15 protein-coding genes are annotated in these 16584 nt (G+C 35.8%); 9 read left to right on the forward strand and 6 right to left on the reverse strand.

From position 1 onward, the window contains the following. The first annotated feature begins 2 nt into the window (after positions 1-2). Entirely contained in the window at positions 3-1217 is a 1215-nt protein-coding gene (locus tag deia_RS04475; protein ID WP_146820975.1) for a hypothetical protein, read from the forward strand. Here the strand turns inward: deia_RS04475 and deia_RS04480 are convergent. After that, entirely contained in the window at positions 1203-2000 is a 798-nt protein-coding gene (locus deia_RS04480; protein WP_146820977.1) for a TerC family protein, read from the reverse strand. The genes deia_RS04475 and deia_RS04480 overlap by 15 nt on opposite strands. Positions 2001-2099: 99 nt before the next feature. On the opposite strand from deia_RS04480, the gene rpmG reads away from it, so the two are divergent. Beyond that, the gene (gene rpmG / locus deia_RS04485; protein ID WP_146820979.1) at positions 2100-2276 is read left to right on the forward strand and encodes a 50S ribosomal protein L33; all 177 of its coding nucleotides are present in this window, start codon (positions 2100-2102) and stop codon (positions 2274-2276) included. A 22-nt stretch (positions 2277-2298) separates the two neighbouring features. After that, on the forward strand, positions 2299-2769 hold the full coding sequence (dksA, locus tag deia_RS04490) for an RNA polymerase-binding protein DksA (RefSeq protein ID WP_146820981.1): 471 nt from the start codon (positions 2299-2301) through the stop codon (positions 2767-2769). A 384-nt stretch (positions 2770-3153) separates the two neighbouring features. Here dksA and deia_RS04495 read toward each other — a convergent pair whose 3' ends face one another. The 3 genes from deia_RS04495 to deia_RS04505 form a co-directional block, all read right to left on the reverse strand. Continuing rightward, on the reverse strand, positions 3154-4332 hold the full coding sequence (locus tag deia_RS04495) for an MORN repeat-containing protein (RefSeq protein WP_146820983.1): 1179 nt from the start codon (positions 4330-4332) through the stop codon (positions 3154-3156). Positions 4333-4405: 73 nt separating this feature from the next. Beyond that, a complete protein-coding gene (locus deia_RS04500) occupies positions 4406-4969 on the reverse strand; it encodes a demethoxyubiquinone hydroxylase family protein (protein ID WP_146820985.1) in 564 nt (187 codons plus the stop codon). Positions 4970-5098: 129 nt separating this feature from the next. Beyond that, positions 5099-5554, reverse strand: a complete 456-nt coding sequence (locus deia_RS04505; RefSeq protein ID WP_146820987.1) for a hypothetical protein — start codon at positions 5552-5554, stop codon at positions 5099-5101. A gap of 106 nt (positions 5555-5660) precedes the next feature. Here deia_RS04505 and deia_RS04510 point away from each other — a divergent pair, with 106 nt between their 5' ends. Continuing rightward, on the forward strand, positions 5661-6428 hold the full coding sequence (locus deia_RS04510) for an MlaE family ABC transporter permease (protein ID WP_146820989.1): 768 nt from the start codon (positions 5661-5663) through the stop codon (positions 6426-6428). Positions 6429-6531: 103 nt separating this feature from the next. Here the strand turns inward: deia_RS04510 and deia_RS04515 are convergent, their stop codons facing one another. Then, entirely contained in the window at positions 6532-7170 is a 639-nt protein-coding gene (locus deia_RS04515; RefSeq protein ID WP_222912623.1) for a transcription antitermination factor NusB, read from the reverse strand. A gap of 126 nt (positions 7171-7296) precedes the next feature. On the opposite strand from deia_RS04515, the gene deia_RS04520 reads away from it, so the two are divergent. Beyond that, the gene (locus tag deia_RS04520) at positions 7297-9264 is read left to right on the forward strand and encodes a hypothetical protein (protein ID WP_146820993.1); all 1968 of its coding nucleotides are present in this window, start codon (positions 7297-7299) and stop codon (positions 9262-9264) included. A 14-nt stretch (positions 9265-9278) separates the two neighbouring features. Further along, positions 9279-9599, forward strand: a complete 321-nt coding sequence (gene nuoK / locus deia_RS04525) for an NADH-quinone oxidoreductase subunit NuoK (protein WP_146820995.1) — start codon at positions 9279-9281, stop codon at positions 9597-9599. Positions 9600-9601: 2 nt separating this feature from the next. On the opposite strand, the gene deia_RS04530 is transcribed toward nuoK, so the two are convergent. Beyond that, positions 9602-11044, reverse strand: a complete 1443-nt coding sequence (locus deia_RS04530; RefSeq protein ID WP_146820997.1) for a glycosyltransferase family 2 protein — start codon at positions 11042-11044, stop codon at positions 9602-9604. 98 nt (positions 11045-11142) lie between these two features. On the opposite strand from deia_RS04530, the gene deia_RS04535 reads away from it, so the two are divergent. The 3 genes from deia_RS04535 (at position 11143) to deia_RS04545 (ending at position 16556) form a co-directional block, all read left to right on the forward strand. Beyond that, positions 11143-11814 (forward strand): hypothetical protein, encoded by a 672-nt coding sequence (locus deia_RS04535; protein ID WP_146820999.1) that lies wholly within the window; start codon positions 11143-11145, stop codon positions 11812-11814. A gap of 162 nt (positions 11815-11976) precedes the next feature. Continuing rightward, complete coding sequence (locus tag deia_RS04540) at positions 11977-12708, forward strand: hypothetical protein (protein WP_146821001.1); 732 nt, start codon at positions 11977-11979, stop codon at positions 12706-12708. 326 nt (positions 12709-13034) lie between these two features. Beyond that, entirely contained in the window at positions 13035-16556 is a 3522-nt protein-coding gene (locus tag deia_RS04545; protein ID WP_146821003.1) for a coiled-coil domain-containing protein, read from the forward strand. Positions 16557-16584 lie beyond the last annotated feature (28 nt).

Here is a 16584-nt window from a genome sequence, read left to right on the forward strand (position 1 = left end):
CTATGAACAAATTACTCTATTGTACATTGATAATACTCGCGCTGTCAAATCCTTCATTTGCAACCGAAAATAAACCAACATTCCCATCAGATTATTTTGACTCAAATGATGAACCATCAAAACCAAATACAGTACAAAACTTTCAACAAGGTAAACAAGGCGATGAATTCATAAAAACACAAGACTTTGACCTAAAAAAATTTGAAAATGGTAATCTCTCCGATATCATTAAATGCCCATGCCCAAAAGGTAAAAAAAGCTGTAAACAATCAACCTGCCATCAAAAACCCCTAATACTCCAACCAGAACCACAACAAGCAGGTAAAATACAATACCGCTTCATCCCCGTTCCAACTGAATCAGATGAACAAATTAATCCTTACTTCATGATGCTCTCTCGCCAAAGATTGATAGCAAATACAACTAAAGAAACACCGCAAATCGTTAAACCAGAATCAAAAGCACCAACACAAGCCGCAAAAGCACCAATACCAGTTGCAAAACAAATGCAATTAATGGATATCCGCCCTAACTATAGATTCTATGGCGCCTTCTCCTTTGCATATAAATCAACAGGCTCTACATCTTTTACATCATCAGAGCAACCTGCCATCATTAATACTAATACAGGATTAATCACCCCAAATGGCAACATGAAAACAAACTTTAGCCTCGATAAAGACTACACAAAAATTACCTCACTTTCAGTTGCAGGTGGTCTTGAACTTCGCACCATCCTCGCTAGTGCAATTCGCCTTGAACTATCATCCGTCTACTCTAAAGGCTCAGGTCAAATATCTAACTTTAAAAACCAAGTAGCAATATCTAAACCATCAGATGAATACGGTAATTTCATCATGTATCAAGCAGGCTTCTCCGCTCACTTTGATCTCTTTAGATATAAATTTAAACTCTATCCATCCTATGGAAAAGGATCTTCAATCGGCTCCATTACCTTCCTTGGCTCAGGCGGTAGTAGTGCATCAAAAGACCAAATATCAATAAAATCAACCTACTTCCATATTAACTACGACATTTCCGATAATACAACCCTCTTCGTCGGTAATCGCACATCAATCATCTCCCCATTTAATGCCTTTAATGAAAAAACAGATGTTTTAAATGCTGTTGACACAGATAGAATGCTATACGATAGACAAATCTATGCTAAAGAAACAACAATAAATACAACCGAAATCGGATTAAGATTTTACTAATCTATACCTCTCTACACCCATGCTGCATAAAAATATCCCAATAATAATACTAACACTTAATAAAATCCCAATATGAATACTCAATAACATCTTGCATCCTATAAATACTAGTACATAACATATCCCATTTTCTAAAAAATTAAATCTCTGCCCAGCCTCCTTCATAATAAAAAATAAACCCCTGATACCCATTATAGAAAATACATTTGCAAATATTATCGCATCCTCATTTCTTGTAAGTGATAACGCAACCGGTACAGAATCAATCGCAAATACTACATCCATAATCCCAACACATATAATCGCAATAATTAACCCATAATCCCTACCCTTATCCTTTATCCTTGCCATTAACCATGACTGCCCTTCCTTTCCTCTCATTAATACCATCTTCACCCCAGTAATTACTAAAAATAACCCCATTAACCTCTCAATATACCATATATCATATATCTTTACACCAATGCTGATAAAAATAACCCTCATTAATATCGCAATAATTACCCCAGCATTCACCACAATCATCTCCCCCCTTCTATCTAACCTAAACGCCGATACTATAACAATAAATGCAAATACATTGTCAATGCTTAACATCATCTCAACTAAATATACACTCCCAAAATGTATAACCTCTTCCGCCCCACTTGCTTTAAAAAGCAATCCACTAAAACATATTAAACATATAAAATATAACAATAAATTTCTATAATACCTCTTTGGATACAAGAAATCAATCCCTGTAATAACAATAAAAAATCCTATTAATACTTCATATAACATAAACTTTTTTCTTTCCTTCTACAAAAATAATAAATAAAATGCAATAAAAACTTGACAATTAAATTACTGCTGTTACAAATCTCAAAATCTTTATAAGTTATGGCAAAATCTAAAAAAGGAAAACAATGCGTCCTTCTTAAAAGCTCAGAATCTCACTACTCATACACCCTTTTTAAAAAACCAGGTGCATCAAAACTTCAAATTAAGAAGTATGACCCAGTTCTTAGAAAACATACAATCTTTAACGAAAAAAAAGCCCCTAACCCTAAAGCTTAAAATAACATAGTTTTCTGAAAATATGCCAGATACCATCGATCAAGACTACGATCCGCTTCTTGACACAGGGTCTTACATGAACTCAAAACAACTTAAATACTTTAAAAACCTTCTTGAAACTCAAAAAAATGAACTTCTTGAAACTATAAAGCCAAAAATAGAAAGCGTTGCAAACCCAGACTTTGCATCAGGTGATGAAGGCGATATAACAGCTAATGAAATACAACGCGGTATAAATCTTCGTCTTGGCGATAGGCAGTCAAAACTCATTAAAAAAATCGATGAAGCCCTCCTTAGAATAGATAACGGCGACTACGGCTATTGCAGCGTCACAGGTAATGAAATAGGTATAAAACGCCTCATCGCACGCCCAATGACAAACTTCTGCATAGAAGAACAAAATAGACGCGATATAGACGAAAAAATACACGAAAACTACGAAGAAGCAGAATACCTCCTAAACCTTGATGCCCCTGTGCCAGATGATGACTAAACATCAATAAATCACAACCTCCAATACCAAAATATCCAACGCATCTGTAAAATAATCCCGCCTCAGATGAGAATAAACGCCTCAACCAGAAGCCCTAGTCAGATATATCCTGAATAAACCTCTTTTAATCAATATCTCCTATACTCTCCATAATTCACCATATTGGCAGCCGCCCCTATTGCTTAACGACTCGTAAAATCATTTTACACCCTAAATAAAGCATAAAACGCCTCAACCAGAAGCCCTAGTCAGATATATGTAATCACCTCTGTCAATAATTATACCTTGTTGGATAATGCCTTGCAATATTTCTTTTTTGCTCCTCTATTACTTGACTCGTAAATTGACCATTGCCTACCTTGTTCAATTCCTCAACAAGGCTGCCTAGACTGCTCTTCCTTCTTCCACTTTTTTCAATGCCGCAACAAGGCTCTTTAGACTGTTTCCTTCTTCCACTTGTTGATTATAATCAATCTTAGGATATGCTGCACTACATTCATCCAGCTCATCAGGAATTTCGGTTTTCACACATTGCCCTTGATTATTCTTATATGTCACTTGATATTGATTTTGTTGAGGAACTTCCTTTGTCACACATTGCCCTTGATTATTCTGATATGTCCCTTGATATTGACTTTTTAAATTACCGAGCACCTTCGCACACTCAGAGTTACCATCATGATCTCCAAATCCTGCCGCTGGTACATTTTCATGAATAACTTCGTATTGCGAAGTATTATCAGAGCAACAAGAAAAGAAATCTCCAATTTTTGAGCATACATTTTTAATGCCTGACCATGTATTTTTACACCAACCAAAAAACCCGCCATTGCCTGTCTCAACTGGCACCTGTTGAATCAATTTTTCTTCTACAAAAATATCATCAATACACAAAACACCAAGTTGCTGACCATTGATCTCAGTGTATATACCACGGCCTTCCTTCTTATCATCTTTCCAATACCCTTTGTAAACTGCGCCATTTTCCCATTTATACTCACCATAGCCTTCCTTCTTATCATCTTTCCAATACCCTTTGTAAACTGCGCCATTTTCCCATTTATACTCACCATAGCCATCCATTGCATTACCTTTAAATTGACCCCAATAAACGTCCCCATTTGGAAATTCATACTCACCATAGTTCTTTTCACCATCTTGCCAAGATCCTTTGTAAATTTCCCCATTTGGAAATTCATACTCACCATACTCGTCCATTTTGCCATTTTTAAAATTACCCTTGTAACTTTCGCCATTTGGCCATTTATACTCACCATTCCCCTCCATTTTGCCATTTTTAATCTCTCCAATATAACAGCCACCATCTGGAAATAAAATTTTTCCATATTTATTAAATTCTGTATTTAAGCTTGGATTACAACCGCAAAAAATAGCCCCATTTGCTAAATAATATGTTTTATAATCATATTCGATGGATTTTATAAGTCTTTCATCCTTCGCAAACTTTGCCAACATCCATGCATATAACTTCTTATTTTCCTCAACTTCTTGAAGGTTGTTAAAAATTTCATATTTCAATCCATTCATTTGTATCTCTTGCATAAATAAAAAATAATTTCAGCATTATACCACAACTATTAGTTAATGTCAACTATTTTTTTACTTATTTTCCTTTCTATATCTTTTTGCTAATAAATATCGCAAGCCTTGAACACAAACCAGTTGCTTTGAAAATAACCTTGCTTGCAATAGACTCATGCTTGTTATACTCATAGCCTGCCTCCTCATGCTGTCTTTCTTCAGCCATAATCTGCTTTATCCTCTCCTTGAAATCAAATAAAAACTCGTAGTCCTTATGCCCGCATCCTATGCTTAACAGTATACTTTCAAGCTCAACTATCTGCTCTTTATAATGCCTGCATATAACATTTTCAACCCCAGATGTTGCCGCCATAACAGCAGACATACCCATCTTTCCAGTAATAAAACCAATGGTAGACGCAGAAATACGCCATATAGGGTGCATCACAGTCGGCCGCACTCCAAACCGCTTTGCTAAATCTCTAAAATATTCAAGATGCTCAAGCTCCTGCGATAACATATCCTTAATTACCCCAGCCTCAAGCCCACTTTTTAATGCCTTAATCTGATTTTTGTAAATCTGCTTTGCACCAAACTCTCCAGCATAATTCACTCTAATAAAAGACTCAATTACATTTCTAATTCTTTCTTCAATCATAGCGATAATCCATTTTAAAGACTATCGCTATTTAAAAATCAAAAGTCAAGATTTTGTTTTAAACTACCTATTTACCACTAAAGAAACTAAAAATTTCATTACAATATCCCTGCATCCAATAAAACTTTTCTATCTATACATATCGCTCTTTCTCTTTTGCTCATTAATCAATCCTTCTAATCTCATAGACTCACAATTAATCTTCCTTATCATACTATTTTCCCTAATCTTAGATTTATCATCCCACTTACAAATATTTGATACCATACCTTTCTCATCCTTTTGCCCATTCATTCCCTGCTTCACCTTTCTAAACTTATCATCTCCATTTGATAAACTTCCACTAATGCCTCCATTATTTACCCCTCTTGCTTCACCCTGAATTTCTCTCTTATCTACCACCATCCTCTTTCTTATACTTGAAAATCTGTAATTTGTCATATAACCACTTATTAGTCTGTCCTTTACATTAATCTTTTCTCCATGCACCTCCCAAGATGTCTTGTGAAACTTATAATTACCATCAATACTCTTTCTCATCTCTCTATCCCCATCATATCCACTTTCGTCTTTCAAATTGTCCATAAAATAAAAAAATAATACCTAAAATACACATAAACACATTATTGTCAATAATTTTGTTGATATTTATAAAATCCACCCTATCCTCATCATGCAACATGCTTTTCCTATGAACTTTCTATCTCAAATAGGTCAAAAAACTATATCCCTTGCCCAAAAACTCGGCTTCTTTTCAATATTTGCCTTTAATATCTTCAAATACGGTCTAAAACGCCCATTCTTTGCTAAAATATTTGCAATAGAATGCTTCCATATCGGCTATCTAACCCTTCCAGTAATAGGCCTTACCGCAATATTCACCGGCGGCGTTCTTGCACTTCAAAGCTATAGCGGATTTTCCCGCTTTAACGCAGAAAGCTCAATACCAATCGTCGTTGCACTTTCAATTACCCGTGAACTTGCACCAGTTCTCGGCGGCCTTATGTTTGCAGCACGCGTTGGCTCTTCAATCTCCGCTAAAATCGGTACAATGTCCGTCACAGAACAAATAAATGCCATGAAAACCCTTTCTGTAAATCCAATACAATACATCATATTCCCTAAAGTTCTCGCAGGCCTTATATGCCTTCCAATACTCACCCTTGTCGCAGATATAATCGGTATATACGGCGGCTTTTTAACCTCTGTTCACTATCTTAACTTCTCCCCCGCAATATACATCAAAAATACAACATCATTTCTCACAAATTGGGATGTAATATCCGGACTCATAAAAGCCCTCGTCTTTGGCCTAATGATAACAATAATCTCCTGCTTTAATGGATACTTTGCGTCAAACGGCGCAGAAGGCGTTGGTAAAAGCGTAATTAACTCCGTTGTAACCTCCGCAATAATAGTCCTTGCTGCAAACTATATCATCACATCAATAATATTCTGATGCTACACTCTACTAATTTACATGCAATACAAATCCTTGCTAAATAAATACCCTAGATAAACCCTAAAATATCATGCCATAACATCAATATCCTCGATGCTAACTAATCAATATTACAACTCTTGCAAAAAGAATGTAATACCCCATTGATAAACCCTATCTCCTTTCCAGTGAAAAAATAACTCGATAAATTCGTGTACTCACTCGTTAAAATCGCCGTGTCAAGCTTGCCAAATAATAACCTCTCTCCAATTGCAACTCTAAGTACAGACCTCACTAAAAAATCAATCTTCTTTACATTCCATTTCTCAGATAAATTCTTCGATATATGCCCATCAATCTTCTCTAAATTCCCATATATAAACGCCGATAAATCAAATAAAAATCTCTCGTCAATCTTCTTGTTCTTTGGCGTGTCACCATAAGACTTCTTGCTAAGTAGTAAATTCTTGTATATATAAATCACGCTTCTGCAAAATATCTCAGGCTTTATCTCCCTATCTAAACCCCCACCATCAAATAAAATATTCTGCTCCTCCTTCTTTTCCGTAACAGCATGCATGTGCATGTCCATCATATACACAACCTGTATAGACGCCATCCTCGACATCCTTCTCTTGTATGTCAAAAATTTTTCAAATTCCTGCTTCTTCTCAGGTAAAAACTCCACCCCGCCCATTTCGATCATCTCTCTCTTTTGACCAGTTGCAATGCTCGATATCATATCAAATAAGTTAAACACATACTAATAATAACATAACAATAATAAAAATCAAGCTTTTTATTTTCACTGCCTTAAATTCACTCTAAAAATTTTGTTGATTATTATTTTTTATCCTCTAGCAAATACATCATACCTACATATAATATGTATATTAAAAACCGTAAAAAAGCCTCTTCAACAGTAATGATAGCCCTTTATCTTGCAATAATACTAGGCCTATTTGCAATCGTTGCAAGCAGTGTCTCAGTAATGATGAATCTCTGGAAAATAACAACCTTTAATAAAGAAGTCTCAGAATACTCCGAAGCAATATGGAAATTTAAAATCGCATATCACTCTTGGCCAGGTGACCTTCCAAAAGCAAACCTCGTCGGTAGCCTAAAACCCCTTGCATCAAATATCCCATCTAATACTAACCAATCATACGGCGATGGTAATGTCTCAAATCTAAATAGCGATAAACAAGCATTAGCATGGGCATCTATGGCTATGTCCGGCATCCTTGAACCATCAAAAGTTCCAAGCGCTAACTCAACCATAACCCCCGTCATGACAACCCAAGCCCTCTCAGGCTTCCTTCCACGCTCAAAAATAGCAACTAACGCATCTTGGATGTTCTATGTCTCAAAAGATGCAACAACTAACTACTCAAGCGATGGAACCCTAACTAAATACACCGCCCCAATAATGCAAAATGCAACATACAATAGATGGTCAACAGAATTTTCCAATCAACCATTCCTTTTCCTTGCAGGTAACATAACTAACTCCTCAATCACAGGAACGGATATACTCTTTAATACAGACCAAGTAAACGGCCGCCCAATAGGCGCAATATCAGCATCCTTTGCACAACAAATATCAACTAAAATATCCGACGGTAAACCTCACGGCGATAAAAGTCAGCTCATATTCGAACCAGGTGGCTCAAGTAACGCCGGCTGCGGAAACTACCCAACTAAACTCGATAAAGTTATCACCCAGCCACAAGGAAATCCAACTGGCTGTGTTGAAAGCCAATCAGGCACAATGCCTTGCTCTTGCACAACCGGCCCATCATCCTGCTCTTGGCAAAAGAACGGCGCTTATAAATGCGGCTGCTCAGGCGGAACCGTTCCATATAACTGTAGCTGGTCTTCATCAACACCACCAAATAATTGTGTCTGTTCAGTTGCTGCAACTTCATATGTTGCTCCATATGGATGCACATACAACTCATCCGGTGGTTACTACTGCAATAATTGCCCTTATACATCAAGTTATTCAAATTGCACTGGCGGTAACACAACAGGAAGTAAAGCTCAAACTACTTGCAGCACTAGTAATAAATACCCATCATCTTGCACTGCAGTTGTGACAACGTGTGGTTGGACTAACACTGGAAGTTGTACTGGAACACATGGATACGCAACATGGTCAGCATCAAGTCTGCCAGACACAGTAAGGCTAGAAAATAGCATATATGGAATATATGTTCAGGCTGTATTTTCCAAAGTAGCATCAAATGGAGATATACTAAATTCATCTGGCGCCAAATCAACTTTATCATTGTCATATAATTTTAAACTTGCAAATGGCGCAACTTGCTATAGCAGCTCAACATCCATAAGTAATGTAGGCTATACATGTAGTGGTTGCGACCCAACAACAACATATATATATAGTACATCAGGATCTGCAACTTGCTATTGCGACGAAGCAAAAAATTATATATCAGGTGGAAGCTGTACTTATAGCTCTGCAAACACTAACCAAAAATGTAATTGCAACCCATCAATAGCAGCAACTAACCCATCAGGTTGCACATGGAAACCAACATCAGCAGAAAGTAGCTACACTTGCTCATGCTCTAACCCATACTCCTGCTCATATAACTCCTCCGGCGCTTCAACCTGCACTTGCACACCAGCATCAGGCTGTACATACAATGCCTCAGGTGCCTATAAATGCAACTGCACAGGTGCAGTGGTGCCAGAACAAAGCTATAACCAAACCGTAATAGACTGGTCTCAAATGACAACAAAAGCAAGCTTTACAAATACTAAATTCTCCGGTAGTAAATCAGCTAACCCTTCAGATGCCTGTACAGTCTGGATACCTCTTAAAAAATAATGTCTGCTTAATATATGTTTTTCCACTCAATCGGCCTTGCTCATTATCTTTCATTCTCCTCAGCCCTAATGATCATAGGCCTTTTTGGCCTCATATCAAATCGCTCGTCAATAATATCATACATAATCTCCCTTGAAATAATGTTTCTTGCCGTAAATCTAATGCTTGTCTCAATCTCAAAATATGTCGCTAACCTCCAAGGACAAACACTTTTAATCTTCACCCTTTGCGTCACTGCAGCTGAAATCTCCGTAATCCTCGGCCTTGCAATCTTCCACTATAAAACCCACAATACAATATCCTCAAACTCCCTTAATACTCTTTCCGAAGAATAATCCTACCTCCTCTTCCTCTCAACATAATCCCCACTGTGATACGTTTTGTCCCAATAATGCGGCTTAAATACTATCTCATATACCGCCTTTCCATACGCACCAGCATGCATTAATCCACTTAATATCCCATGAAACGATATCCATAATAAATTGTAATGTCTAAGTACACCAATCCTCCTGCATAAAATGCAATACTGCAATAAATATAACACAATCCCACTCCCACATATCCATATACCTCCATTTGCATTCACCTTCTTATATATAAGATATAAACTCTCCTCTGTAATCGAATATAAAATAACCTTATATAGCATCGAACATGAATACGAAATAACAATTATGTTCGATAATATCGACATTCCAATAAAAAATATAAATATCCAATAACTATAATTAAATAATACCCTAATCCCATGCTTTATAACATCACCCGGAATGTTTAAAATCGCACAATAAAATGTCTGAAAATATCCCTTGTGCCACCTAGACCTCTGCCTTATCCACGCCATAGACCTTGTAACACACTCCTCTAGCGTCATACATCCATCAACCTGTATAATCGGTATCCTAAACTTTGTTAAAATGTTCGACATCTCCGCATCCTCCGTAACATTCCTCCCATTCCATCCACCAACCATCCTTAATACCTCAATAGGGTAAAAATTGCTCGTCCCCCCAAGTGGTAATACACTGTATAAATAACTCAATGCCCTGTTTCGAAACGAAAATATAAACTCATACTCCGCAAAAATGTTGTTTGCTATCCAATTTATCCTGTTATAATACCTTAACTTAAACTGCAATACACATGCACCCTCTCTCCTTAAAAAATAATATGCAGCAAGTAATAACTGATTGTAATGTGGTATGTCCTCAGCATCATATACTACAATATAATCACCACTAACATAATCCATAGCATAATTCATCGCATACCCCTTTGTCTTTGTATTTACACTCATGTTTACAATAATGTTCGATCTCTCAAAACCAACCTCTAACGCATTCTTAATCGTCATATCGTCCCCCCTCTCAACTACTACAAATACCTCCATCTTTTCCCTTGGATATTCAAGTGCCATAATATGACTGTGTAAATTCTTCACAGTCTCTAAATTCTCCATATACATCGGTAATAATATCGTGAACTTCGGTAAATTATACCTACCATTACTACTTACAATCCTCACCTTGTCCTCTAACTCATATGTCCTTCTTAAACGCTCCGAAACTACATAACTTCTGTCACGAATGTTCGTAAATAACAGCAATGTCGGTATTAAAAAATTCAATATAAATACCCCACCTACAAACCCACTGCTCATCATAAAACCCACCTTAATCGCAAATGGTATAAATATAAAAAATATCATTATCCTTAAACTCGTCGATAAACTGTATCTTTCAGATAATAATTTCTCTCTATACGAGCACCAATTCATATTTTCTGCCTATCCTATATCAACCTCTAAAATAAAAAGAAAAAAATAATTGTAAATAAGAAAAATACTGTTACAAAAAACTAAAGTCTTAATTTTCCGTGATTAAAGCTATCTTTATCATATACCTTACACTCATACAAATCTCAATCGCACAACCAGATCTTGCTAAAAATGATGAAATCGATAGAATGCGCAATGAATATGGCGATGAAGAACTCCTATACTATAAATACCAAGGCGATAAAAAATATCAAACTACATCAACTTTTACCCTCCCCGATGGCGCAGACTGCCAAACACAAACATCAATTAATGTCGTCGGCCCAATTATCTCTAAACAATCAACTACTAATATATATAAAGACGAATATATCGACAATAATACATCTGCATCCAATAATATCCCAAATAATATAACCCCTATCCCCTGCAAACAAGAACCTCGCTGGATTACTAAAAACTCCTGCCCAAAATGCCTTATAATCCCTAAAAAAAAGAAGAAGAAAATAACCCAACCTAAACCTAAAAAACCAATCACAATACCACAACAACCTAAAGAAATAATTAAACATCAAAAATCTACAAAAATAATTAAAAAAGTCCAAAAAGATGTCATAATTAAAAAATACTACATCTATAAAGAAAAAATCACTAACTGCTGTAGAACAGACTGCTGCGACTGCTGCGATGATGATGAAAGTCCAAATACACAACAACAATCAACTACACAACAACCAACCCAGCCTCAACAAGATGTAATCTGTGAATAACATAATTCACAATCTTGCCCATAAAATCAATCATTTCCACATATCCTCACAATAAAACTTAATATCCATCATAATAAAATTAATATTTTTTAAAAAAAACTTGACTTTTAATTATATATCAATACCATACTTGAAGTTAAAACTTATTTGTTTTTTTTTACAATGTCTACTAGATCACAATCTGCTGCCGCTAAAAAATCTGCAGCACAACAAAACCAATGGGAAGAAGCTGCTTACGCTCAACAGCAACAAGCTTACGCTCAAAACCAACAGCAACAAGCTTTTGCTAAAGAACAAAACGCTTTTGCTGAAATCGCTTCACAATCTGTTTACCAATTCGCAAACGGATCTGAAGCTTGCGCTTCATCTTCTCAACAATGTGCTTCCCTTGCTCAAGCTGCTGCTCAAGCTGCTCAACAAGAAGCTCGTAAGTCATCAAATCAAAGCGCTCAACAAGCTAACTTGATTAAAGACCTTGCTCTTTTTGCTGTTCACGCTGCTCAGCCAATCGCTCAACAAGCTGCTCAACAATTGCAATACGCTTTAGAGTCTGCTCAACAAATCGCGAACGCTGCAACTGCTCAAGCAACTTCTGCTCAAGCTTTTGCTCAAGCTGCTCAACAAATGTCAGACGCTTCTGCTAAACAAGCTCAAGCTGCTGCTCAAGCTGCTCAAGGCTCTCAAGCATTTGAAGCTCAAGCTCCAAGCGCTCAAGCTTCTCAAGCTGCTCAAAGAGCTGCTAACGCTGCTCAAATAGCTCAAAACGCTGCTCAAGCTGCTCAAATCGCTGCTCAAGCTGCTCAAATGTGCGCTATTGAAGCTCAAGAAACTGCAAACCAAGTTTCTCAATACGTTAGCGATGCTATCGAAAACGCTGAAAGACAACAAAACTAATTTTGTTTAATCTTTTATTCCTAAGCCCAGCCAATTTGGTTGGGCTTTTTTCATTCTAAATCTCAATTAATAGTATACACCTCTAAGTTGTATTTCACAACTACCTATATAATACATATAATAACTAAATCCCCCACTGCATAACACTAAATGCATATCCATGTCCACATAACATACAAGATAATACTCATTAAAATTACCCTTCATCAAAAAAATCATTGACTTTTATCTTAATTGTAGCAAAATAAACTGTTATCTTTGTAAGATTTATGAAAAAAAACCCTTCCTTTCTACAATCCTTACCCAATCCTAGTAATACCCAAGGGTTGCAGAAATCCTCAATTCAAAATAAGGAGTTTAATTATGACAAAGATGAGCAGTTTGATTATAACGAAGATGAGCAGTGTAGTTATAACGAAGATTCGAAGGAATCCGTAAGTTCAAGTAATGATAACGAAGATAAGGAATCCGTAAGTTCAAGTAATGATAACGAAGATTCGAAGGAATCCGTAAGTTCAAGTAATGATAACGAAGATGAGGAGCTTGATGATAACGAAGATAAGTTAATAAAGATTGCAATCGCAAAGAGTGTTGTAAAGCAAGGCTATATAGATACGATCAATATCGATTACCTCAATAAGGTCCATAGCCAAATTAAATCTTATGTCAAACTATTACAAAGTCTAAATAATATCCAAGCACTGACTGATGAGCAAATAAAACATGATATTCATCAACATATCTTTAACACCACAAAAATGCTGAATCCTCGTGCAACAATTAACCCAAAGAGTATTGTCTATTCTCCTCCTAAACAACAATCTGCTTCGTTTACGCCTGATGCTGTTTATCAAGCATGGAAAAATAATGACAAAAACAAAATGGAACAACTTTCTAAACAATTATCCAAAACAACCGAGATAGTGAAAGATAATAATAGTGTTATTACTACTAGCGTCAAAAGCGGAAGAGAAAAAACCTCGAGTAAACCCACGAAGATCAAATGTGGAATCCCGCCTAAAATACAGAGTAAAATAAACAAAGTCAAGCAGAATCAAAAACCATTCGACACCAGCACCATCATCCAACCAGAATATAACCCGCAAGACACGGAAAATAATAACGATGATACCGATATTCCTAGTGATGAAGAAATACCACAAGAACTGAAAGATAATATAATAAATAACCCCATCAAACCAAAAATGATAAACAACATTCAAACCAGTCTATCCAATAATAAAGCGTATCAAGCAGCATTAAAAACCATCGAAACACTAAAGAATGATATTGAGAAATTAAAGAAGAATGAAGAAGACGAGAAAAACGCAAAAAAAGAAATGGAAGCAGTAATAAATACAATAATTACTCAGCAGGATCTTGCTAATCGAACCAAAAAATATATATCACCATATGAAAAAGCCAGGGAATTTATCCAAGAGCAAAATGCTTTAATACAAAAATTGCAAAGTGAAAATGCTCAATTAAAACAACGGATCGAAACGCTCACAAAGGAACACAATCAAGCAATGAGTGGCAATCAAACATATATTAAAGATCAAGCCTCAATCACTTTGTTAAACCAGAAAATAGGAGAACTAAACGGGCAAATAAAACAACTAAACGAATCATACGGAAAACTACAGGATGAAAATAACAACCTAAAGCTTGAAAATCAAAGACTAAAGTCTCAAAATGTGCAGCAAGCACAGATAATACAACAGCAAGAAAATCAAATAACAACACTACAGTATGAAAATAATAACCTAAAGTTTAAAATATCACAATTAGAAACTAAAATATTACAATTGCAAAGTGAAATTCAGCTTAGATATCAAAGAATAAAACAATTGGAAGAAGAATTACTCAAGATGAATAGAGTAAATAGTCCAGACAACAAAGATCATATAATCCCTGAAGAAACGAGAAAGTTGAAAAACGAGATACAACAATTGCAAAAAGAAATTGATGAATACAGGAAACATCTCGAAGTAACACACAAAGACCTGGAGAATAAGAATCTTGAGATAAATCACTTACAATACCAATTGCAAAACCAAAATACTGAAATCCGAAGACTACAAGCCATCGAAGCACAGTTCAATGATATAAAACATGAAAAACAGAGATTACAAATAGAAATAAACGGCTTAAAAAGTCAACTACAAAAAGCCAAAAACCCAATACAACAAAATAATGATGCACAATACATTGCACAGATTGCCAAACTAGAGATGGACATAAAAGAACTAACGCTGACAAACGAACTATTGAATAATGAAAAATTACAAATACAGAAAATTATGGACACAAAATTAGAAAAAGAGCAATCTAATTTAAAACTCGTGACAGAGCAATTAAAAACAGCGGAAGGCGAATTGAATAGACACAGACAATTAAATCAAGGTCAACAAAAAGATATAGCATCACTTAACGCTACTTATCAAGCGGCATTAGAAGATCAAAAAACATTACAACAAAATATACTTATATTAAAAAACCAATTAGAACAATTAAAAACGTCACAAACTAAAGACCAGTCCGCAGAAATAATACAAATGAAGAATGAAATTATTTCTCTTAAAAAGAAAATAAAAGACAGTGATACTATACATCAACAACAAATTACACAATATAAACTGCAAATTCAACAATATGAACAAGACCTTGATAAGGTAAATGATGAATTCAAGAAGCTTAGCATAGATAATAATAATCTTAACATAAATAGGGAAGCGAAAGATAAACAAATCACACGCCTGCAAAAACAAATTGAAGAACTTAACACAAAAATGCTTGACCTAAAAAAACGAAATGAAATGCTGAACGACACTATAATAACATCACAAGAAGAAAATCAACAACTCAAAATAGAAAAAGACAATGAAATAAGCAAATTGAAACAAACAATCACTATACAAAAAAAAGAAATAGAGAAATTAACAAAAGCAATAAATGAAATTACACAGCAAAAAACACAACTCCAACAAGATAATTCCACACAAGACAAAAAAATCACACAATTGCAACAAGATTACAATAAACTAAGTACACAGTTTCTGACATTAAAAAATAATTCTAAAGATATTGAAGACAAATATAATCTCGTTAAAGACGCACAACTGGAGAAAGATAAACTATATGATATTATAAGTACACAGAACAAAGAAATTACTAGACTTACAGCAAAACTCATGACAGTTCAAAACGAACTCGATGAATTAAAAAACAAAGCGCTTGTGCCTGTTGAAATGAAAAGGACAACGCTTGTAAATCAAGAGAAAGAATATGTAAAAAGCATACAATATGTGGGTTCAGTGCCGCAACAGCCGCAGCAGCAACAGTTTAGTAATAGCCAAATGCAGCAGTCGCAATATTATCAGCAACAGTCGCAGCAGCAGCATGTAAACTTTAATGCGGATGCCCAACGCCTTCAAACTTCAACGTATGACAATCTCAATAAGTCGCAATTCCATCAACAAATGAATCCAACTTTGCAACAGCTAAACCAGTCGTCTTATAATCAGCAGCAGCAGCAAAACCCGTCGCAGCAGCAATATCGGCAGCCGATTTTTCACACCCCTACCCAACAAGGTGCAGAAACTGTAAAACAGATAATACATCCACCACTCAATAGCGGTAAGTTACCTAATCAACAGCAGCAGCAAGGCCAGTCGCCGTATACTCAGCAGATGCCAAACCAGTCGTCTTATAATCGGCCGCTAAACCAGCAGCAAATAGGGAATATAGTACCAAATCCAAACACTATTCCTGCAAGCCAGCTCCTTTCACAATATCAGCAACAACAAAAGCAACCAACAGGCAACACCTTGCGGAAACAATATTAACACCAACCCCCATGCTAGATAAAATAAA

The sequence above is a fragment of the Candidatus Deianiraea vastatrix genome (assembly GCF_007993655.1).
GTDB lineage: Bacteria > Pseudomonadota > Alphaproteobacteria > Rickettsiales > Deianiraeaceae > Deianiraea > Deianiraea vastatrix.

What these genes read in the sequence shown, in the direction of transcription:
- deia_RS04475 (WP_146820975.1), top strand. Translation starts at nt 3, where the DNA reads ATGAACAAATTACTCTATTGTACATTGATAATACTCGCGCTGTCAAAT.
- deia_RS04480 (WP_146820977.1), bottom strand. Translation starts at nt 2,000, where the DNA reads ATGTTATATGAAGTATTAATAGGATTTTTTATTGTTATTACAGGGATT.
- rpmG (WP_146820979.1), top strand. Translation starts at nt 2,100, where the DNA reads ATGGCAAAATCTAAAAAAGGAAAACAATGCGTCCTTCTTAAAAGCTCA.
- dksA (WP_146820981.1), top strand. Translation starts at nt 2,299, where the DNA reads ATGCCAGATACCATCGATCAAGACTACGATCCGCTTCTTGACACAGGG.
- deia_RS04495 (WP_146820983.1), bottom strand. Translation starts at nt 4,332, where the DNA reads ATGCAAGAGATACAAATGAATGGATTGAAATATGAAATTTTTAACAAC.
- deia_RS04500 (WP_146820985.1), bottom strand. Translation starts at nt 4,969, where the DNA reads ATGATTGAAGAAAGAATTAGAAATGTAATTGAGTCTTTTATTAGAGTG.
- deia_RS04505 (WP_146820987.1), bottom strand. Translation starts at nt 5,554, where the DNA reads ATGGACAATTTGAAAGACGAAAGTGGATATGATGGGGATAGAGAGATG.
- deia_RS04510 (WP_146820989.1), top strand. Translation starts at nt 5,661, where the DNA reads ATGAACTTTCTATCTCAAATAGGTCAAAAAACTATATCCCTTGCCCAA.
- deia_RS04520 (WP_146820993.1), top strand. Translation starts at nt 7,297, where the DNA reads ATGTATATTAAAAACCGTAAAAAAGCCTCTTCAACAGTAATGATAGCC.
- nuoK (WP_146820995.1), top strand. Translation starts at nt 9,279, where the DNA reads ATGTTTTTCCACTCAATCGGCCTTGCTCATTATCTTTCATTCTCCTCA.
- deia_RS04530 (WP_146820997.1), bottom strand. Translation starts at nt 11,044, where the DNA reads ATGAATTGGTGCTCGTATAGAGAGAAATTATTATCTGAAAGATACAGT.
- deia_RS04540 (WP_146821001.1), top strand. Translation starts at nt 11,977, where the DNA reads ATGTCTACTAGATCACAATCTGCTGCCGCTAAAAAATCTGCAGCACAA.